A 20,140-nucleotide genomic window follows, 5' to 3' on the forward strand; every position below is an offset into this window, starting at 1 on the left:
TCAATACTTGAAACTATCATATCATAGGTAATTCAAAAAAACTAAAAATACGGTCTGTACGGTAATTAACGTGAGATTAGTAATTATTCAACAGATGACATTTTTTACATGCTCCTCAATTATGTGATGTTTTTTCTATAATTATTTGGGCGAATGAATCACATTATATTCGCCTATACATAAGATAAAAGAGAATAAGAAAAGCGAAATACGCCGTTTTGCGAAGTCCACTAGTTGCTAGGCGTCTTGCGCTGAACAATTCTCGAAGCCAATGAAATAAATTCTGATATTAAACAAAGGGGGTTGCTCATGCCAGCGATTGTTGGAGTTGCCCAGGTCATTACACTCGGAAATAGTTCTGTATTCCACATTGGGGATGTCTATAAAATAATGCCATTCGCTGCTGCAAAAACCTTCTCCGGAGCCGGTTCCTTTAATACCGGGGAGCAATTAGAGGTAATCAATAAAACAAGCTCAACAAATACTTATGATCCTGATGTTATTGATCAACCAATTTCCCTAAATATGTAATAAACGGGGGGATCCAATGAATTTTTATATTCAGCAATCCATTCAAATTAATTTTATGAAAATTGGCGCTCTTACCAATTCGTCTGTCCTGCAAATCGGCAGTGCAGGTATTATTAAACCAGCAGCATATTTGTATAATACAGGCGGGTTCATCAAACCTGCCCCGGCCCCTATTAAACCTGGTGAAATAGCAGCAGCAATCCCCTCCCCAGAAATTACTGCACCATCTGTACCACTGCAGGCTCCTGTTAGGTAAATCTTATGGAGCTGGACAATTCTCGAAGTCTAGATAATATACTTTCTTTTAATAAAAGGATTCACTTAAAAATAAACTCGCCTCTCATCTTTAAAAAAATATTCGCCAGAATTAAACTGTTGACGCATATAGTAGCTTAATAGGAGATTAACTGGCGGGGTGAATAAAATGTATCAGGATTTTTACCAATACCTACAGTGGTTGCAAGGCTATATTCAAGCACAGGAAAATAGAATTGCTTCATTAGAACAAACCATCAGTGGGATGATGGAAGAAATCAAGCAATTAAATGAGAAAAAGTCCGTCCATATAGACAAAATTGAATATCATTTTGATCAGTTGAAGGTTGAGAGGCTCGATGGTACGCTAACCATTGGGCTAAATCCTAACGATTTGTCAGGAATAGAGGACTTTTCTGTCCAAAATCAATCCTTGAGCACTCCATTAACTCCTAAAAATCAAATGCAACGCTCGATGAAAATTGAAGAAGCTATTTATCGATATTTAGAAAACGACCTCCCGCAAATCATTGAAGATACACAGAAGAGATTAGCGATACAGCCTAATGAATCGTATCTTTCCTTCATCAAAGAAGATATTATTAAGCAGCTGCCAAATAGGATAGACCACCATCTTAAAGCCTCTATACCGAAAGACCGTTCAATCGATGACATCACTATCGACGATCAAATCATCGAATTAATAAAACAGGAAATTGCAAATGGGGTGTTTGTTTTTCTGAATAATTTACCAGAACATGTGAAAGGAATGAGGACGGAATGATTTTTGAAGTCTACAATCGAGATCTTTGTATAGGTACCATAAAAATTACCGCTGTAGCCAGTTCTTCGCTGGTCATGGTGGGTGATACTGAAACCATCCAGTTGGCATCTGCTTTCGATACTCCACCAGAATCATTAATCATTGGGCCATTTGTTCCATTAAAACCGGGAGGGTGACCCCTAGTTATGCTGAAACGACTATCTAATGTTGACAGAGTAAATGTAATGGTTGTTACTTTTAGTTCTGTCATTCAGCTAGGTGACTCATCTATTGTCAATGGACTATCCCACGCCCTTGTAGTTCAACGGGAAGCAGAAATATTTTATGGTAATGAAGGAAATCTCCCATCATTCCCAGTAATTACAAGGCCTATTATTCTACCATCAATTGATGAAAGGATTTCCTTTAGAGCCCATAATCCTAATCCAATAATTAAGGTAAAAAAAGTTGATATCATTGCTATTTCTAACTCCTCGATTTTACATGTCGGAAATAATCAAAATGTTTCGATGGAGGCTAGAGTTAAGCATATACGCCAGCTTCTGACTTATGGACATGAACAAGAATTGTTGTAAAACCATATGCTACCTTATAGTTTAACTGCAAAGGATGTTTTTAAATGCCTGCGATTATTGGTCCAGTTCAGATTGTAAATGTAACAGGAGGAGTCGTGCAATTTGGAGATGCACTATTCGTTTCCCCAAAAGCTGGCACCAAAACAGTCGGGGGTTCAGGAGGATTTAATACCGGTGGTGTAATTATTACGAATAATGGGTTAAACGCGACCAATGTACTAGACACGAACTTAATTGACCAGCCAATTGTGGGGAATAATTAAAATGAGGAAGTTGCAAAAGAGTCAACCTTTGGAAACTTCCTCATTTATTATTTATAACTTTAAAATATGAGCACCGTCAAAGAAAACTAAATATTTTTCATCCACTCTTCTTTTCCATATTTTTTCAATCGCGTGTGCATATAATTCAATTTGCATCCTGTAGCGCTCTTCAAGTATTGGCTTTGCCTGCTCGAAGCCTCCCTTGAATCGATCCGTTATCCCATCTGTTTTATAATCAATTAAAACAAGACCCTTTTTATCTTCTAAAACACAGTCAATAACCCCTTGAACAAAAATTGATTCCTCTTCATTCTTCCAAGATGGATAGACATCCTTAGCAGATAATGAGAGCGTAAAAGGAATTTCCCGATTGATTTTATTTGCTTGAAAATATCTCATTCCTAAATCTGTAGCAAAGAATCGCACAATCAATTCGGAATCAATGATCCCCGCTTGCTCAGGGGTTAACAGCTCATTATGAACCATCCAATCCACCTGATTCTGAATTGTTTCCACACTGACCTCTTTTGATAGATCAACATGCTGCATCACCATATGCATGGCAGTTCCCCGCTCAGCTGGGCTTAGACGTTTCTCCTGCATAAACTTTGGACGCTTAAGAATCGATTTTTTAAACCCTTTTACTAGGTCGTTTCCACTTTGTTCATCTGTCATTTCCCGCTGACGTTTCAGTTCGGAAACAGATTGTTTCGAACGAAACTTAGCAGCATCAAGATATGGATATTCCCAAGTAAGACGTGCTTTGATTTCATCATTATATGGTGATTCCAACGGTACAAGTTCTGATTTTTGTACTTTTTCCAGGAAGTGGTCTGATTCTTTTTCACACTTTATTGCATGGTTAGTTATTTCTTCTGCATTTAAAATAGACATTTTCCATACTGAAGGATGGTGGGAAATTTCAATTGGAATTTCCATATTTTTTGTTTTATTCCATTCAGAAGAGAGGTGATGTCGCATCAATGTCGGTCCAATCCAGTCAAAATAACTGTTTGCTGAGGAGCGCACATAATCCTTTAATAGCCATTCCTTACTATCAGCAGCTTCATTCCAATGGTCAATTGCTTTATCAGCATCCTTCAATGTACCGATTAAATAAAGCTTTTCTTTCGCCCTTGTTAAAGCCACATAAAGTACTCGCATTTCCTCTGCAAGCATTTCTATTTTCTTCTTCCTTTTAAAAGCAAGCTGCGGTATGGAAGGGTAGGAAATTCTTTTTTCAGGATTGACATATTTTGCTGCAAAACCAAATTCTTTATCGAGCAAATAAGTCTTGCGAATATCGGTCATATTAAAGTTTTTAGACAAACCTGCAATAAACACGACCGGAAACTCAAGCCCCTTGCTGCTGTGGATCGTCATGATCCGAACCACATCCTCCTGCTCCCCTAAGGCCCTTGCTGCACCAAGGTCATCGCCTCTCTTCATCATTCTTTCCACAAATCGTAAAAAGCGAAATAAACCCCGGAATGACGTTTTTTCATATTGCCGGGCCCTGTCATATAATGCTCTTAAATTAGCCTGTCGCTGCTTCCCACCTGGAAGGCCACCAACAAAATCATAAACTCCAGTTTCACGGTACAGCTGCCAAATTAATTCTGACAGTGATCCTTTCCGTGCCATGCTCCTCCATTCTTTAAGGGAATCATAAAAGCAGCAGACTTTATTATAAAGTACTTCGGTAATTTCATCTGGTCCGCTTCGATAAAAAGCTGAAACAGCCTCCCAAAAGGATCCGCGTTTTTGATGAAGGCGTATTTTGGACAATTCTTCCTCGTTAATACCGACTATTGGCGAGCGTAAAACAGCAGCCAAAGGTATGTCCTGAAACGGGTTATCAATGACGTGCAAGAGCGACATCATGATGGCTATCTCAGTTGCTTCAAAGTAGCCGGTTGAAAGGTTCGCATAAATCGGAATCCCTTGCTGTTTAAACTCTTCCATAATTTGAGGTGCCCAAGTCATCGAACGAAGTAAAATGACTATATCACGGTACATTATCGGCCTCGTTGACTTCGATTTCGGATTGAAAATGCACTTTTTATCAGCAATTAATTCTTTAATTTTCGCCGCCATAACTCTGGCTTCAAGCTGTGACTTTTCCAAATCTATCGGATCAAAATCAGCTTGACTGGTTACATTCTCCTCTTCTGCTTCGATAGGGGCTTCAGTCACATCAAGATTTTGATTTATAAACAGGACTTCAATAGGATATGGTTCCTCATCAGGATAGGGGGCGCCATTTCGCAATTCTGCTGCTTCATCATACTCAATTTCTCCGACTTTAACGCCCATGATTTGTTTAAACAGATAGTTGGTACCATCCAGTACTTCTTTTCGGCTGCGGAAATTTTGCGCAAGGTCAATTCGCAAGCCCGACTCTTTTCCATCCCTCTTGAAACGATTATATTTTCCTAAAAATAAATTAGGCTCGGCCAATCGAAACCGATAGATGGATTGCTTAACGTCACCAACCATAAACAAATTTCCATTCACTTCGTCTTCTTTTACGACAAGCTTTAATATCGTCTCCTGAACCATATTCGTGTCCTGATATTCATCAACGTATACTTCTTTAAAATGACGGCGATAAGCTAAGGCTGCTTCAGATGGAAGAAATTCTCCTTCTGATGTGGTATCAGTCGTTAATATTTTTAGGCAATAATGCTCCAAATCAGCATAATCAACGAGTCCTTTTTCACTTTTCGCCTGACTAAATCGGTCCATGAAAGCCTTAACCAAACAAACCAATGTCTCAACTAATGGACTCATTTCTTCCATATCTCGTAAAAAACTTTCCGGTTTTCTTGAAAACAGTTCTTCTTTTATCTTATTAATTTTATCCTTTGCTTTATTCCGTAGCTTGTCAGCACGATCCTTTAAATCTTTATCAAATTGGTCACCTTTTACTGGAGTTGCTCGTGAAAATTTATAGGTTTGCATCGCTTGATATAGCGTTGCCCAGGAATCTCTCTTTGCCATGATAAGGGTGTCAATTACTTTTAGGTCATCCAAGAAGTTCTCTACTCTAGGAGTCGGACCTCCTGGAAGCTCCGTCACCTTTAATCCACTATTTATTATTTCCTTCGCCCCTTCAAGTTGAAGCTCAATATCAAAGAGCAGCGCTTGAATAAAAGGGAGTTCTTCTAACCTTGTTTCATCGCTAACATCATACATCGAAACAATTGATTGTAAATATCCTTCTGGTGACGGATTGGACATGGCAAAATCATAAATAGAAAGGACAATATCCTGTAATCCAGCATCGCTCCGATCGCTTGTAAATGCATCTACTAACCGAAAAAATTTCTCATTATTATTTTTCCCATATTCAACCTCAAACAGTTCATCTATGACTTCGTCCCTTATTAATTGAACCTCTGTTTCATCGGCAATTCTAAAACCGGGATCTACCTCGATCAGATAATAATACTTTCGTATGACCTCCAAACAAAAGGAATGAAGTGTTGAGATAGAGGCTTTATTTAAAAGTCCTAGTTGTTTTCTTAAGTGCCTGGACCCTGGATCTTGATCAATCGCTTTTTCTAATGCTTCACCGATTCGATGCCGCATTTCTGCAGCAGATGCATTTGTAAAGGTAACAACTAATAGCTCATCTACGTCAAAAGGTTCATCGACCGAAAGGATTTTTTGGATGATTCGCTCAACAAGAACCGCCGTTTTTCCTGACCCAGCTGCCGCGGCAACAAGAATATCTTTATTTTTTGCATGTATGGCCTTCCATTGATCATCGGTCCATGTTGCACCATCAGGCTTTGACGGTATCACGATATTGTTCACTTTCACTACTCAACTCCTTTCGGATCATTTCAAGAATATTATCATTCGATTGTGGTGTAAGCATCCGATAACGATTGCTTTCAACAGCCACATCAAAGTGGCAGACTGATTTAAATGAACAAAACGTACAAGGTGTTTTGTCTTTTAGCTTATATGGTGCGATAGCTACCTGTCCATCGATAATTTCGTTTCCCGTTTTCTGATACAATTTGCGAACATACTGACTCAAATCTTTAAAATCTTTGAGACTTGCAACCTTTGAACGCTTGGATAAATTCCCGTCATTTTTCATTCCAGCTGAGATGATGTGCGATTCACCCGATTCGAGTGATTGATCCATAAGTCGAATTACATTTGGGTCATCTAAAATTAACCCTTTCATTCTAAATTTTCTCCTAATCTCCGTTTCGATCTCATCCATCGTCAGCATTTTGGTTGCATTAACGATTGGATTATGAACATGAAAATATAATACACCCGCTGGAGAAGCATCTCTTTCTACTAATTCCTTTGAATTCGTTATGGCAATATCGAGATATGTCAGCATTTGCAAAGCAAGTCCATAATAAACCTCAACCAAATTGACATCTTTTTCACTCGATTTATAGTCGATAATCCTTAAATAGACCTGATTATTTTCTCCTTCAGCTTGATCAACACGGTCGATTCGCCCTCTTAATTCCATTTTCTTTCCGTTTCTTAGTGAGAAAGTTAGCGGATTTAACTTACTATTAGATCCAAATCCAATTTCAAGGCCAACAGGAAAGAAACCACTCACTTTCGCATGTTCGCTTAATACCATTGATGCACGAGTGATAATTTGCTGTAATTTACGTTTAATATAATGATGACGTTCTGAGCTAAGCAATATTTCATTTTGCAGTTTTGGTGCTATTGTTTCAACTGCCTCTCGTGCAAGTTCCTCACATTGCTTTTTTGTTAAGTCCGCCCAAGTAAGCTTTTGTTCATTCACCATATCAGAAATATACTTAATGGCCGCATGGAACAGTTCTCCAATCTCAGGGGATTCAAGCTGAAAAATTTGCCGTTCACGAAGCTTGAGCCCATGCTGGGCAAAATGAGAAAAGGCACAGCCATTAAATAGCTCCATTCTTGATACACTTGCTTCAATGACCTCACCATATAGTTCATCAGCTACTTCTTTGGAAAGTCTGACCGCCTCGTTCGTATAAAAAAGGCTTGAAAGAACTTTTTCGAGTTTGTCTACCCACATGCTATTCAAATAATGATTATAGACATCCCACCATAGAGCTGAAATCGGATAATTTCTTTGTTTCAATTGAAGCTGCGCGGTTAAGTAGGACATTGCTGTCTTCATATTAGAAACGAAATCCAGCTGTTCGGCCTCTCCCAGTTCAGCCGGGTCTGAAACGTAAACATACTCCTTGGCATGTGGAAATAAATCTTTCATTCTCTTAATATACGATGAAGGAATCAGCGCTTTTCCCTCATTATTTGCAAGTGGATAACTTATATATAGAAAATCAGAAGGTGTAGTAAATGCTTTGTAGGCAAGGAAATTTTCATCCAACAAACGTGTTTTGCTACTCGAGGCTACATGAATTCCTGCGGCTAACAGCTGCTCACGGTCTTCATCAACTAGAATCCCCTCATCAGCAATTTTTGCAGGTAATATCCCCTCATTTACACCAACCACGAAAACGACCTTAATATCAGCCAGCCTAGACTTTTCTAAATCACCAATCAACACCTGATCGAGTGCTGGAGGGATTAGAGAAAAATGCAGCGATTCAAATCCTGATTCCAAGATGGCCGCAAAGTTTTTTAGTGAAACCTGCTCCTCCCCAAGTATTTCAACATACTGATCAAGTAAATCGATTACTGCATTCCAGACTTGCTCGTGCTCACGCATCTTGATAAGATTACCTTTTTCCTCTTCAACTGTTTTCCAGTTTTCCAGCTTTGAAGGAATATCTAATTCTTCTAAAAATAAATAAATTGCTTCACAAAGCTCGCGACCGGTTTGCGCTTTTTTAAGGCGCCGAGATAGACGCAATATTGGGGCAGTAACAATTAGTCTTAATTCATTTAACTCAAGCTCCAGCTTTTTTTCGGCGTCTGTTTGGACACTTGTTTCTAACTCCAATCCCCTGACACGACGATAGCTCCATCGCTCTTTTTTTGTCCATTTGCTACCTTTTATCCCATAAGCCAAACAATAGTTTTCCAGCCTATCCATTTTCTCCCTCATCTTAGCTGGATTTTCTCCAAGTGGATAGAGCAATTCCGTTTTAACTACCCGGAAAACTGGTTCATATCGCCAAAAGGAATTAATTACTTCAAGAGTTGAGCGGATTAATTCTATAAGGGGATGATTAAGCATTGTCCTTTTTTGATCAATAAAATAAGGAATCTCATAGTCATAAAAAATAGGTTCAACCAGTTCGTGATAATCTGCCCCATTACGGATTAATAACGCGATATCACGATAGCGATAATTCTTTGTTCGAACTAAATGACGAATTTCCCGGACAAGTCCTTCAATCTCTGCCCTAGGATTTGATGCTTCGCAAATAAAAATAGCCGAATCTCCAGAATAGGGAACTGCCGGCCGAGCATCAAATTTGTTTTCCAGATGGATTAAGGAAGGATGATTCCATTTTTGCTGCACGGTTAAAAAATAAGGTCTTTCGATTTCTATCCCTTCCGCTTTTGCTATCTCATAAATGGTGCTGCAGGCTTCTTTCGACATGCGGAATAAATCAAGCTCGTCCCATGCCGATTCCAAATGTGATTGGTCAGTTGTCATCGCAATTGTAACTACTTTACATTGCTTCATTAATTCCTTTATGACCTGATATTCGTTTGGTGTAAAACTATAAAAACCATCAATATATATTTCAGCTTCTTTTAAATAGTTTGATTGTGATATTTTTTCAGAGAGAAGCTGAAAATAATCTTCAGAATCTATATACCTACCAAATGTTTCTTCTTCAAATTGTTTATAGATGATTTCTAAATCATCCAGCTTATCATGCAGTGCATTCGAAGATAAATCATTCCTAAATGACTCTTGTATTAACTCCTCCGGCTTAATACAGTAGCGTTTAAATTCTATGATCATCTGCTCTAATTGCTGTATGAAGCCATTCTTTTCAGCAGCTCTCTGGAACAATTTCAACTGATCCTTCTTGTCATCAATAATTTTTCGAATCAGCATACTCATCCCAACGCTGCTAAGATGATAACGACTAATTCCACCTACCTCTTGCAAGATTCTCCATGCCAAACGTGAGAAACTGTAGACCTGTGCTCGGATCATTCCTCCAATGCCAGGATCTGTTGACAATCGATATTCTGATGAAAATGTCATTTGTTCCGGAACAATATAAATAATGGGTGCCCCTTCAGAATTAGGGTTTTCCAAAAGTCGATTTCGAATTTCATTTAAACACAATGCCGTTTTACCACTGCCGGACCGGCCTAGTATCATTCTTAATGACATGACAGTATCCATCCCCCATTTCTTCCGCAAATGCAACTAAATTCTTTTTATATTCTACCATATAATAAGCACAAACGTTTGGATTTCATTTACCTTAGAAATGGTACAATTAGCTAAAAAGAGGGTTTCCCAAAAGTACTTTAGGAAACCCTCTTATTAATGGTCTGTTAAACTTTGTCTGTTGATTGGAGCGGAAGGTGCGAAGACTCCTGCGTGAGTACGGGGCAGGGGAGACCCCGCAGGCGCCAAAGCGCCGAGGAGGCTCCCCGGCACGCCCACGGAAAGCGAAGCACCTTCCGCTCCAATCAACAGGCCAGCTAACATTGACAACTAGTTAATAAAAATCGTTTTTTTAGTTCGCGACAAAATAAAAAATGCCGAGAAAAATACCCTTTCTCGACAATCTGTCAAAGTATTAAAAATGCATATTTACCTCGTTTAATGGCCAATAGCGTAAATCAACTTTCCCTACCACCTGATGAATGGAAACAAAGCCAAAATGTCGGCTATCCCAGCTTCCTAAGCGATTATCCCCAAGGACAAAAATCTTTCCCTCAGGAACAGTATTTTCACCGGTAATATCCTTTAAAGTAAAATCGCCAGTCAGCTTTACCCCAGGGTTTTTTTTCTTATAAGCGTTTAAAAAAGGCTCTTCATATGCATGCCCGTTCACATACAGATGATCATCCCGATATTCAATCCGATCTCCAGGCAATCCAATGATGCGTTTAACATAATCTTCTTTCTCATTGGCATGAAAAACAATAACATCAAATCGGTTTAATTCGCCAACTTGAACCCCCATCTTATTGACAACTAACTTATTGCCATTCTGAAGTGTCGGCATCATTGATTCACCTTCCACTACATAATTAGAGAAGAAAAATGTTCGAATAAAAGCAAAAATAATGATGCCAATCGCAAAAGCTTTAGCCCACTCTATACCTTCCTTTTTCCATTCAATTTTCATGAAATCTCCTCACCTTTTCCTTCGCTTTTGTTCTATCTATTCCCCCATTATGGTCATTATTCCTGCCTTTATTTCATTTATTTTCAATTTCATTTTGAGATAAATTGATGGAGAGCTTCACGATTTTTTTGGACATTGATATCTAACACAGCTCCCTCCCCTTTTATCATTGGTTCTGTAAAGCTGTTATCAACAGGTATTCTTAACGTCTCCACTGGCACTTTTTTTGACAAATAATCCTTCGCCATAAAAAGAATATCGGCAGCATCCATGTTCGAGTTGACAAACGGCGAGACTACACCAATTAACTTAGGAAGTTTTGTGATTGTATCAAAAGTACTCAATTGGTCACCAATTGCCTTTACAGCCTTCTGTTGCCTGTCCACCCTTCCAAAATCACCTACAGCATCATAGCGAAACCGAACATAGCCTAGTAATTGTTCCCCATCTAATCTTTGGACCCCCGGTTCTAACGTTACACCAATATTTTCAGACATTTTCTTCTCAACATTTATTTCTACACCCTTCGGAAAAGCTTCATCAATTAATTGAACAAATCCCTGAAAGTCAACAATGGCATAATACTGAAGATCCATCCCAAAATTTTCTTTAATGGTTTGCCTCAATAATTCTGGTCCCCCATCTGCAAAAGCCGCATTAATTTTATGCTTACCATAACCGGGAATATTCACGTAACTATCCCTCATTATGGATGATAGTTTAAACGTTTTCTTGTTCTCATTGTAATGAACAATCATAATGGTATCTGAACGAGATCTTTCATTTCCGCGAGCATCGCTACCTAATAAAAGAATATTTGTATCCCCATATTGGTCCTTTTTTCCTTCAAAAGTATAAACTACCTTCTTTTTATTTTCTTTTTTTACTTTTTTTAACGATTGATTCACCCCTTGTTTGAACTGATAATAGGAATAACCGACAGTAGCACCAATCAATAATAAAAAGGTAAGAAAAAAGATAGTCCATCTTGTTTTTCTTTTTTTATGATGCTTTTCAGATCTCATCCAACTTCACCCAATCGGCCATATTTTCATATATATTTTCTTATTTTCCCCTTACAAACAACCTTCTATTAATGACTTTCTCACATTTTTATTTAAATTGGAAAAAAATAAAGAGGGTGTCCAAAAATGGTCAGACGCTCGTAATTCTCAATATACAGCTGCTTATTTTACAAAATCTAGCTATATATTATAAGTTAAGAAGTCTGACACTTTGTTTTGGGACATCCCCGATCATTTAACCATGTTGCATTTTTATTTAAATTTTAATAAAATATAGGGAACATAAGTTCTGTTTTTTAGAGGGAAGGAGTGTGTGAAAAGATGACCAGAATTCCAGAGGAAGACCGCGATATTATGGAAAAAGCCATATATTTACCAATGGTACTCACCATTCTAAACCGTGATTTAGCCGTGGTCAATATGAGCCCCTTTAAATTAAAAAAGCCTTATTTGGAATTAATCGAGGAGACAATGAAGGATGTTCAGAAAGAATTAGCCCTGGTTAAACAATATATGAAGAAAAATCATCTTAAGGTGACTGAAGTAAAACGGGACGATGCTTTTACAATGTACATGTTTATTTATAAAGGATTTGAAGAAAATCATAATTACTTTAATCCACGAATTCGCAATAAAGTTCAAGAATTAATGGAGTCTTATTTTTTAGCAAAAAGAAACATATGACATTCCACATCTAATAAAAACACCTATCCCGTTAGGTAAAAGACATCGCCTATTTCTTATCCTTCAAATAGAATCGTTTGCCGTATTGATCCAAGTTTTCCGATGCCTTTAGATCTGCCGGTTTATTCATGAAATAATATAGCTTTCTTCCGTTCTCTTCAATTCTCTGCATGAGTTTCGTCTTTAATAAAGAGGTTCTTAACATTTGTCCCTCGATCGTACTAAAGGTAACTGGCAATAGATGTGATTGTTTATTTCGGAAAGTGATCAATGTTTGCTGGGGAGCAATACGGTGATAATACTCAACATGATCGTGAGAAATCCATATACACTCAGGACGGTTCGGTGATGTGGTTGGGAAAAAAAAGAGATGACTGGTTGGTTCAATTGCAATTGGGATTTTTCTAGAATATCCAATTAATTGCCGCGTTCCTTTTTTTCTGCTTTCATAATCACAGCCAAAGTAATCGCAGCTTTTTTTTACAATATCCAATGGCTTAAATGGAGAAATAAATTCATCTTCTACTTCAAAAACATTCGTATAAACCTTACTCCCATAATCAATTGACTGTAAAAACATTGTACAAGAATTAATTTCATACTCCTCAATTTTTTTCTGCTTCAACCTCTTCAACTCCTATCCATTTACTTGCGTTAATCATATCATTTTTGTTTTCCAATTTCTTGAATGTTTTAAATTGTTGCCAAATTATTCACAATTCAATTGTCAAGTTAATATTTTTCAGAAAATTATAAACATTAATTGATAATCTATAAAAATCTCCGTATAATATAAAAAAGTATCAGAGGTGATTTTCATGAGTGAAAAATCGTACACGGAATTGATGAAAATTGCTGCCATGAAACGCAATAAAATGAAAGAAAACTACGTCCAGGATTTATACATTGAAATGCTCTTATCAGAAATCCAGCTAACCGTGGCAAAGGAAGAATTATTACGAAAAATCGACTTTGCAATTGATCATCGCGACAAAAAATCCTTCCTCCATTTATCTGGGCAGCTTAAAGAAATTAACAAACTCTTCGGAACTTAATCAAAAAAATTCGCCGTCGATCCTAAGACGGTTTTTTCTTTTATAAAGGCTGTGTTAAACTTGCCTGTTGATTTGCGCTCCAGGCGCTTCGCTTTCCGCGGGCGTTCCGGGGAGCCTCCTCGGCGCTTTAGCGCCTGTGGGGTCTCCCCTGTCCCGTACTCCCACAGGAGTCTCGCTCCTTCCGCTCCAATCAACATAGTTTCAAAGATCAACAATGACCTTTAACACAGCCTTTATAAAAAAGAAAAATGCAGGCCAGTTCAATAATAGCAACGGACCTGCACCTTTTTAATGGTAAATCTCTATGGGAGTAGGATTATGGATAAGGAATAAACGGCCATTATTTAGCATCGAAACCTAGCTAAGCCGTACAAACACAGAAATACCAAAAACTCCTCTTCTTCCTTGAAACACTTGTTCAAAACCATTTTCAAATAAACAATCTCGAGCACGTGTATATCGGTTGTCAGGCACCAGGAGTGAATTGCACGGGCGGGCACTGCCATTTACAGCAGTTTCTACAATTCTTCTTGAGGAGGTTGGACTAAGTGGGTTTCTTGCCCAAACAATCAAGACTACATCTGGGGGCCTAGGGATTGAAACGTTACTAATCGTCATCACCCCCTTTCCTTAAACCTTACTTATATAGTAAATGTAAGGTAAGGACGGCCGGTCTAATGAAATAACATATTTTTATAAAAATGATTAAAAAGCCTACTATGAATACTTTTCCCGCATTAACGGGCAGTAAGACCCCCACCTCAAGATTGAGAGAGAAGCGAAGAAGATAGGTGGGGACAACTGCCTAATCTAGCTGCAGGCGTTAGGGGCTCGAGTCATAAGTCAAAGGCATGTTGAGGCAAAGAGAGCCTCACCATGCCTTCGCCTTTTGTAGTAAAAGCCCGATTGGTGAGATACAGTGAAACTTGCCGCTACGTCCTTTAGCGGCCTAGTTGAACCAATCGGGTTCGTACTATCTCTTTATCAAGGCGTTAGCCTTGATATTAGAGATAGTAGAACGGGACTAACCATCAGTGGGGGATGAAGCCCCCACTGATGGAAGTTTCACTTTATTAGTTTCGATGCTTAATTTCATATTCTTCAAGCATGGAAATACGATCAAGCATGGATGGATGGTCATAGCGAAAAATCTTCACCAATAAAGGCGGGTTGACTTGACTTAAACCAGAGCGCGTTAAAATTTGAAAAGATGAAATGGCAGATTCCGGATCTTTGGTCATTTGAATTGCATACTTGTCAGCCCTTGTTTCTTCATACCTTGATATGAGATTTGTAAAAGGACTTGCCGCAAACGTTAGTATGGAGAGTACAAGAAAAAACAACGGAACAGATCGAATATCCTTTACATCTGGTATTTTTAACTCTTTCCCCCACCGAGTAACTGTCCAGTTCATAATACGGTAAGTCAAATACAAGCCTAAAAGCGAAAAAACAAGGTAAATGGCAATGCCGTAATAAATGTGCTTTTCAACATAATGGCACATTTCATGGGCCATTATAAATAGAATTTGCTTGTCTGACAGTCTATTAAGCGTCGTATCCCAGAGAACAATTCTAGCATTGGAGCCAATTCCCGTTACATAGGCATTTAAAGCATTCGTTTTTTTCGCCATATCGACTTCGTAAACATGGTTGGCTGGAATATGTGCCTTATTTGCCATTGCTAAAATTTCCGTTTCCAATTTCTTGTTTTTTAATGGTGAAAAATCATTGTATAAAGGGTCAATGACAACCGGCTGCAGAAACATAACAAAAATTGTAAATGGTATTGATAACAGCCAACTGTAAAGCCACCAGCGTTTTTTACTTTTTTTCATCAGCCAATAAAGAATCGGAACTATTATCAACAATGTTCCATAATTAATCCAAAAACCAATTAGCTCATCCTTCATCCAAGATGGGAAGGTTTGAGTCGATATATGATATCTTTTAGACATGGAGTAACTAATATAATTAAATGGAAAGGTAGCTAAAAATGAGAAAAAGGATAACCAGATTAAGTAGATGGCTATTTGCAGGAACCGATACTTTGATGAACTTTCTGCCCATTTCTTAAACACCTTTGAAAATCCAAATAACAAAATAAGAAAATAAAAAATCCATTCAAATGGAGTAGATAAGAAAAATAAAAGATTCTTTATTTTAGAATAATCCTCACTTAACATAATCTCCCGTCCATTTAAGAAGGTGGCAGGGTCGGCTTGCGTCCCTTGATATTCAAACGGAAGTTTTGTATTGGCAAAGTAAAATAAATACCAATAAAAAAATAACCCATATAACACATAGGCCAAAACCGCATAAACCCCCATTTTTCTAAACATGAATTGTCCTCCTTTTTGTACAAACCTCTCTATTCTTAGTTTAGTTAAAAAAGAAGAGTTTAGAACAAATAAATAAGAAAAGCGGAAGCGCCTTGGTCAGCTCCGACAGGCATAAGACGATTCCAAAAAGAAGGCGCCCTTTGCCTTCATTTTGGAAATGGCTTATGACCCGAGGAGCTAGGCGCTGAAGCTAGACAATAAGAAAAGCGGAAGCGCCTTGGTCAGCTCCGACATGCATAAGACGTTCCCAAAAAGAAGGTGCTTTTTGCCTTCATTTTGGGAGTGGATTATGACCCGAAGGGCTAGGCGCTAAAGCTGGATCCTAAGAAAAAAGCCGGTAAAACCGGTTTACAAAAGAACAGAATAGACTGTTAAAACAGTAATGGCGCCAATAACAACAACGATCACATTTGCACCTAAAAAGGCAAGAATAAACGCAGCAACCGCCCCTAAAACCCCATACCATATATCACTCTTTTGAATAAACAATATACCTGGAAAAATTAATGCTCCAAGAGTTGCATATGGAACGTTTTTTAGTACCCCTTGAATAAACGACGGCAACTCCTTCCCCTTAAAAAGCACAAAAGGCAGCATTCTGGGGATGTATGTAACTAAACCCATTCCGATAATCATCCAAAGAATTTCAGCCTTCATGTTTCACACCACTTTTCCTTGTTTTCATCATTTCTGCCATTTCGATAAGGATGGCAGACAATAAAGTGGCAGAAACGATTGCCCATCCTTGAGCCATGATATGGCCAATTGTAAAAATCGAATTAAATACGGCAGCAAGAGAGGCTAGAAAAATGACCTTTAAGCTTTTTTTCATTGTGGGGACTAAAAGCCCGATAAACATCGCATATAAAGCGACCCCCATGCTTTCCTGCAACGTTTTCGGCAGACTTGCTCCAATTAAGTGCCCTACACCTGAAAAAAAGACCCAGCTTAAATAAGAAATTGAAATAACACCGAATATAAAGCCTGATGTTGCTGTACCTTCTTTTGTAGATACAACAGAAAATGTCTCATCGGTAATCCCGAAAGAATATAGAAGCTTATTAATTATATGGTCATCTTCGCACTTTTCGTTTAATGAGGTAGACATTAGAAAATGACGAATATTTACTATAAAAGTTGTTAAGATAATTTCAAATATTCCTGTGCCAAATGTTATTAAGCTCAAAGAGATATATTGAGAAGCCCCCGCAAAAACAATTAAACTCATTAACACTGTTTCATAAATGGTAAGGCCTGAAGTTTTAGCAAGCAGGCCAAATGTGAGTGCAATCGGAAAATAACCAATCCCAATGCTAATCCCCGCCTGGATGCCTTTTTTAAACTCAGAAGATTCCTTCCCCAATGCATAGTCTGCCAACCTTTTAATCCCCCTTGTAAAAAATTTTTCATATAAATATTAATTTTATCAAATTTTCAGAATAAAAAGAAGAAAAAGCTGCCTCTTTACTGTTTGGCCAGCTTTTAAGATGGTGAATTTTCAATTCGCGCATAAAAGAAGATTCCTTCAGATAAGTTAGTCAACAGCAAATAAATTTGACCATAAAACCGCAATAAAAATCAGTAAAACTAAAAAGGCAGGCTTAGGGAGCATGCCTTTTTGAGTTTTACAATTCTACTTACCAACTTTTTCTACAAGCTGTACTTTTAATGCCCTTCTTAAAATTTTACCGGTTGTATTTTTAGGAAGCTCGTCGATAAATTCGATGATCGATGGAATTTTATATTTTGCCAGGTGGTCTTTACAATACGAGAGTAATTGCTCCTCTGTAAGATTCGGATTCTTTCTGACAACATAGCTCACAACAGCCTCTCCCTGGTTTGGATCAGGTATACCTAAAACAGCTACTTCGACAACATCTGGATGGTTATAAATGACCTCTTCTACCTCACGCGGAAAGACATTATATCCGCCAACTATAATCATATCTTTTTTCCGATCAACAATATAAAAATACCCTTCCTCATCCATTCTTGCTAAATCGCCCGTAAATAGCCAGCCATTACGAAGGGCGGCCTGCGTTTCTTCAGGCATTTTATAATAGCCTTTCATAACATTAGGACCGCGGACAATTAGCTCTCCTACCTCCCCAACCCGAACCTCTTCGCCAAGTTCGTCGACGACTTTGTTTTCGACGGTAAGAATATTAGTTCCAATTGAACCAGGCTTACGAGGACGATCAAGAGGATTAAAACAAGTAACAGGTGATGCTTCTGATAAACCGTAACCTTCTGAAATCATCACCTTGAATTTCTCCTCAAAATTTTTCAACAATGCAACAGGGAGTGATGCTCCTCCCGAAATACATAGTCTTAATGATTTAAGATCATCAGGATTTCCATCTGGATATTGATAGAGAAAATTATACATGGTTGGTACACCGGCAAATACGGTTGGTTGGTACTCACGCCCAAGACGAAAAATTTCTTTCGGACTAAAACTTGGAACAATCAACATGGTCGCTCCGCTTAAAAGTGGTGCATTTAAGGCAACCGTCAAGCAGAAAACATGAAACATTGGCAATGCAGTAATGACTCGGTCCTGCTCATTCATTTTTAAATAATCGCCAATATCCTTAGCATTGCTATATAAATTCTTATGTGTCAGCATCGCACCCTTTGGTTTACCAGTTGTACCAGAGGTATAAAGGATGATTGCGACATCGTCTTCATGAAGCTCCTGTCCTTGAAAATGGATATCTCCAGAGCCTACGACACTTGTAAACGATTTCAACTTTGGATACACAGAAAGGCTTTCGAGATCGGATAAATCTGTCCCGTTAGGATTTGTTTCACAATACACATAGTGCTCCACCATTGGCAAGAGCTGATGCATTTTTTCAGCTAAAGGAATAGCCAAGTCTAAAGCTATAACCATCTTTACATCGCCATTTTTTAAAATATACCCAATTTCATCAGCTGTATAAATTGGATTGACTGGGATTACGGTCACCCCTAACCGCAATGCCCCGTATAAGCTGATCACAAAATGCGGTGAATTTCCTAATAATAAAGCAATATGATCCCCTTGCTTGACCCCTAGCTTTTCGAGCCCTGATGCAAACTTTGTAATTGCAGCATCCAATTCAGCATAAGTACTTGCCTGATCCATAAAATAATAGGCAATTTTATCAGCAGATCTTGTTGCAATTTCATGAAGCTGTGATGAAAGATTCATGTTTTCTCCTCCCTAAATGAATGAATAATCATTCATAAATTAGTAACAATTTTCTAAATATATTATATTTCCAGAATGTTAGCTTTTTCAAGCGTAATCACTTGAAAAATTCTAAAAAAAAGACACGGTGTTTTTCCTAGCACCGTGCCAAGTGTTCTAATAAATTAAACCGATCAACTCTTCTTTCGATACCTTTCCAAAATAATAGGTGGTATCAACATCTTTCAGGACCCTTTCGATTTCACTTTTTTCGTAACGACAGCCTTTTAGCTTGTCCTCAATTTCACCTACGTCGCCAACGCCAAAAAAGTCACCATAGATTTTACAGTTCTCAAGCAAACCTTTATTCACCTCTAAGCGAATATCAATAGAACCAACTGGGAAACGGTGGGAATGCTGCAGATTGAATTTAGGGGATTTTCCATAATTCCATTCCCAATTTTGATAGCGCTCTTCGGAAAGCTGATGAATTTTTCCCCAATCCTCTTCTGTTAAAACGTATTCAGGAATTTCTTCCATTTCTTCAAAAATACTTTTTAAAAGTAATGTACGAAACTCTTCCATCGTGATTTTATCTACCAGAAACTCGGAAATATTCGCTACACGACTGCGAACCGATTTAATTCCCTTCGACTCAATTTTATCTTTTTTCACTTTTAATGCTGAAGCCACGTTGTCCATCTTAGAATTAAAAAGGAGTGTACCGTGGCTAAACATCCTACCTTTTGTTGAAAACTGAGCGTTACCTGAGATTTTCTTCCCATTTGCCTCAATATCATTTCTGCCGCTCAGCTCAGCATTAACACCTAATTTTTGCAGCGCAGTGATTACGGGTTCAGTAAATTTGCGGAAATTATGAAAGCTTTCGCCATCATCTTTTGTAATAAAACTAAAATTCAAATTTCCTAGATCGTGATAAACGGCTCCCCCTCCAGATAACCTTCTGACAACATGGATCCCATTACTTTCGACATATTCTGTGTTAATTTCTTCAATTGTATTTTGATTTTTGCCTATGATGATTGATGGTTCATTTATGTAAAATAATAAATAGGTTTCATTAATATCAAGATTTTTTAATGCATATTCTTCAATGGCCAGATTAATTCGAGGATCTGTAATACCTTTATTATTAATAAATAACATTTGCC

General features: G+C 38.0%; 19 protein-coding genes. 8 read left to right on the forward strand and 11 right to left on the reverse strand.

Annotation, left to right across the window (positions count from 1 at the left end):
* The first annotated feature begins 309 nt into the window (after positions 1-309).
* The 6 genes from BN1082_RS16985 (at position 310) to BN1082_RS17010 (ending at position 2,408) form a co-directional block, all read left to right on the forward strand.
* Positions 310-531 (forward strand): spore germination protein, encoded by a 222-nt coding sequence (locus BN1082_RS16985; protein ID WP_090636100.1) that lies wholly within the window; start codon positions 310-312, stop codon positions 529-531.
* Positions 532-547: 16 nt separating this feature from the next.
* Positions 548-787 (forward strand): spore germination protein GerPB, encoded by a 240-nt coding sequence (locus BN1082_RS16990; protein ID WP_090636103.1) that lies wholly within the window; start codon positions 548-550, stop codon positions 785-787.
* Between the two features lie 168 nt (positions 788-955).
* Positions 956-1,570, forward strand: coding sequence for a spore germination protein GerPC (gene gerPC / locus BN1082_RS16995; RefSeq protein WP_090636106.1), 615 nt, complete (start codon positions 956-958; stop codon positions 1,568-1,570).
* A complete protein-coding gene (locus BN1082_RS17000; protein ID WP_090636109.1) occupies positions 1,567-1,746 on the forward strand; it encodes a spore gernimation protein GerPD in 180 nt (59 codons plus the stop codon). Before gerPC ends, BN1082_RS17000 begins: the two co-directional genes overlap by 4 nt.
* Before the next feature lie 9 nt (positions 1,747-1,755).
* Complete coding sequence (locus BN1082_RS17005; RefSeq protein WP_090636112.1) at positions 1,756-2,145, forward strand: spore germination protein GerPE; 390 nt, start codon at positions 1,756-1,758, stop codon at positions 2,143-2,145.
* 44 nt (positions 2,146-2,189) lie between these two features.
* Complete coding sequence (locus BN1082_RS17010) at positions 2,190-2,408, forward strand: spore germination protein (protein WP_090636115.1); 219 nt, start codon at positions 2,190-2,192, stop codon at positions 2,406-2,408.
* 51 nt (positions 2,409-2,459) lie between these two features.
* Here the strand turns inward: BN1082_RS17010 and addA are convergent, their stop codons facing one another.
* From addA to BN1082_RS17030, 4 genes are all read right to left on the reverse strand, one after another.
* On the reverse strand, positions 2,460-6,230 hold the full coding sequence (gene addA, locus BN1082_RS17015; RefSeq protein ID WP_090636572.1) for a helicase-exonuclease AddAB subunit AddA: 3,771 nt from the start codon (positions 6,228-6,230) through the stop codon (positions 2,460-2,462).
* Positions 6,199-9,717, reverse strand: a complete 3,519-nt coding sequence (gene addB / locus BN1082_RS17020; RefSeq protein ID WP_090636117.1) for a helicase-exonuclease AddAB subunit AddB — start codon at positions 9,715-9,717, stop codon at positions 6,199-6,201. The genes addA and addB overlap by 32 nt, the downstream gene beginning before the upstream one ends.
* 415 nt (positions 9,718-10,132) lie before the next feature.
* Positions 10,133-10,687 (reverse strand): signal peptidase I, encoded by a 555-nt coding sequence (lepB, locus tag BN1082_RS17025; RefSeq protein ID WP_090636120.1) that lies wholly within the window; start codon positions 10,685-10,687, stop codon positions 10,133-10,135.
* Positions 10,688-10,776: 89 nt separating this feature from the next.
* Positions 10,777-11,712, reverse strand: a complete 936-nt coding sequence (locus BN1082_RS17030; protein WP_090636122.1) for an LCP family protein — start codon at positions 11,710-11,712, stop codon at positions 10,777-10,779.
* A 321-nt stretch (positions 11,713-12,033) separates the two neighbouring features.
* Between BN1082_RS17030 and BN1082_RS17035 the strand changes: the two genes are divergently transcribed.
* Positions 12,034-12,396 (forward strand): YhjD family protein, encoded by a 363-nt coding sequence (locus tag BN1082_RS17035; RefSeq protein WP_090636124.1) that lies wholly within the window; start codon positions 12,034-12,036, stop codon positions 12,394-12,396.
* 49 nt (positions 12,397-12,445) lie between these two features.
* Here the strand turns inward: BN1082_RS17035 and BN1082_RS17040 are convergent, their stop codons facing one another.
* Positions 12,446-13,021: a competence protein ComK gene (locus tag BN1082_RS17040; RefSeq protein ID WP_245640468.1), complete on the reverse strand. Its 576-nt coding sequence runs from the start codon at positions 13,019-13,021 to the stop codon at positions 12,446-12,448.
* Positions 13,022-13,214: 193 nt separating this feature from the next.
* Here BN1082_RS17040 and BN1082_RS17045 point away from each other — a divergent pair, with 193 nt between their 5' ends.
* Positions 13,215-13,451 carry an IDEAL domain-containing protein gene (locus tag BN1082_RS17045; RefSeq protein ID WP_090636129.1) on the forward strand — a complete coding sequence of 79 codons (237 nt, stop codon included), beginning with the start codon at positions 13,215-13,217 and terminating at the stop codon, positions 13,449-13,451.
* Between the two features lie 357 nt (positions 13,452-13,808).
* Here the strand turns inward: BN1082_RS17045 and BN1082_RS17055 are convergent, their stop codons facing one another.
* From BN1082_RS17055 to lplA, 6 genes are all read right to left on the reverse strand, one after another.
* The gene (locus tag BN1082_RS17055) at positions 13,809-14,069 is read right to left on the reverse strand and encodes a hypothetical protein (RefSeq protein WP_090636134.1); all 261 of its coding nucleotides are present in this window, start codon (positions 14,067-14,069) and stop codon (positions 13,809-13,811) included.
* Positions 14,070-14,524: 455 nt separating this feature from the next.
* Positions 14,525-15,793 (reverse strand): M48 family metallopeptidase, encoded by a 1,269-nt coding sequence (locus tag BN1082_RS17060; RefSeq protein WP_090636136.1) that lies wholly within the window; start codon positions 15,791-15,793, stop codon positions 14,525-14,527.
* Between the two features lie 348 nt (positions 15,794-16,141).
* A complete protein-coding gene (locus BN1082_RS17065; protein ID WP_090636139.1) occupies positions 16,142-16,450 on the reverse strand; it encodes an AzlD domain-containing protein in 309 nt (102 codons plus the stop codon).
* Positions 16,440-17,171 (reverse strand): AzlC family ABC transporter permease, encoded by a 732-nt coding sequence (locus tag BN1082_RS17070; protein WP_090636142.1) that lies wholly within the window; start codon positions 17,169-17,171, stop codon positions 16,440-16,442. Before BN1082_RS17070 ends, BN1082_RS17065 begins: the two co-directional genes overlap by 11 nt.
* Before the next feature lie 255 nt (positions 17,172-17,426).
* Positions 17,427-18,989: a fatty acid--CoA ligase family protein gene (locus BN1082_RS17075; RefSeq protein WP_090636145.1), complete on the reverse strand. Its 1,563-nt coding sequence runs from the start codon at positions 18,987-18,989 to the stop codon at positions 17,427-17,429.
* A 156-nt stretch (positions 18,990-19,145) separates the two neighbouring features.
* A complete protein-coding gene (lplA, locus tag BN1082_RS17080; RefSeq protein WP_090636147.1) occupies positions 19,146-20,135 on the reverse strand; it encodes a lipoate--protein ligase in 990 nt (329 codons plus the stop codon).
* Between the last annotated feature and the right edge of the window lie 5 nt (positions 20,136-20,140).

The sequence above is a fragment of the Neobacillus massiliamazoniensis genome, from assembly GCF_001048695.1.
In the GTDB taxonomy this organism is placed as follows: domain Bacteria; phylum Bacillota; class Bacilli; order Bacillales; family Cytobacillaceae; genus Neobacillus; species Neobacillus massiliamazoniensis.

Excerpts from the sequence above, each read along its gene's own strand:
- BN1082_RS16985 (WP_090636100.1), top strand. The coding sequence starts at position 310 with ATGCCAGCGATTGTTGGAGTTGCCCAGGTCATTACACTCGGAAATAGT.
- BN1082_RS16990 (WP_090636103.1), top strand. The coding sequence starts at position 548 with ATGAATTTTTATATTCAGCAATCCATTCAAATTAATTTTATGAAAATT.
- gerPC (WP_090636106.1), top strand. The coding sequence starts at position 956 with ATGTATCAGGATTTTTACCAATACCTACAGTGGTTGCAAGGCTATATT.
- BN1082_RS17000 (WP_090636109.1), top strand. The coding sequence starts at position 1,567 with ATGATTTTTGAAGTCTACAATCGAGATCTTTGTATAGGTACCATAAAA.
- BN1082_RS17005 (WP_090636112.1), top strand. The coding sequence starts at position 1,756 with ATGCTGAAACGACTATCTAATGTTGACAGAGTAAATGTAATGGTTGTT.
- BN1082_RS17010 (WP_090636115.1), top strand. The coding sequence starts at position 2,190 with ATGCCTGCGATTATTGGTCCAGTTCAGATTGTAAATGTAACAGGAGGA.
- addB (WP_090636117.1), bottom strand. The coding sequence starts at position 9,717 with ATGTCATTAAGAATGATACTAGGCCGGTCCGGCAGTGGTAAAACGGCA.
- lepB (WP_090636120.1), bottom strand. The coding sequence starts at position 10,687 with ATGAAAATTGAATGGAAAAAGGAAGGTATAGAGTGGGCTAAAGCTTTT.
- BN1082_RS17030 (WP_090636122.1), bottom strand. The coding sequence starts at position 11,712 with ATGAGATCTGAAAAGCATCATAAAAAAAGAAAAACAAGATGGACTATC.
- BN1082_RS17035 (WP_090636124.1), top strand. The coding sequence starts at position 12,034 with ATGACCAGAATTCCAGAGGAAGACCGCGATATTATGGAAAAAGCCATA.
- BN1082_RS17045 (WP_090636129.1), top strand. The coding sequence starts at position 13,215 with ATGAGTGAAAAATCGTACACGGAATTGATGAAAATTGCTGCCATGAAA.
- BN1082_RS17055 (WP_090636134.1), bottom strand. The coding sequence starts at position 14,069 with ATGACGATTAGTAACGTTTCAATCCCTAGGCCCCCAGATGTAGTCTTG.
- BN1082_RS17060 (WP_090636136.1), bottom strand. The coding sequence starts at position 15,793 with ATGTTTAGAAAAATGGGGGTTTATGCGGTTTTGGCCTATGTGTTATAT.
- BN1082_RS17065 (WP_090636139.1), bottom strand. The coding sequence starts at position 16,450 with ATGAAGGCTGAAATTCTTTGGATGATTATCGGAATGGGTTTAGTTACA.
- BN1082_RS17075 (WP_090636145.1), bottom strand. The coding sequence starts at position 18,989 with ATGAATCTTTCATCACAGCTTCATGAAATTGCAACAAGATCTGCTGAT.
- lplA (WP_090636147.1), bottom strand. The coding sequence starts at position 20,135 with ATGTTATTTATTAATAATAAAGGTATTACAGATCCTCGAATTAATCTG.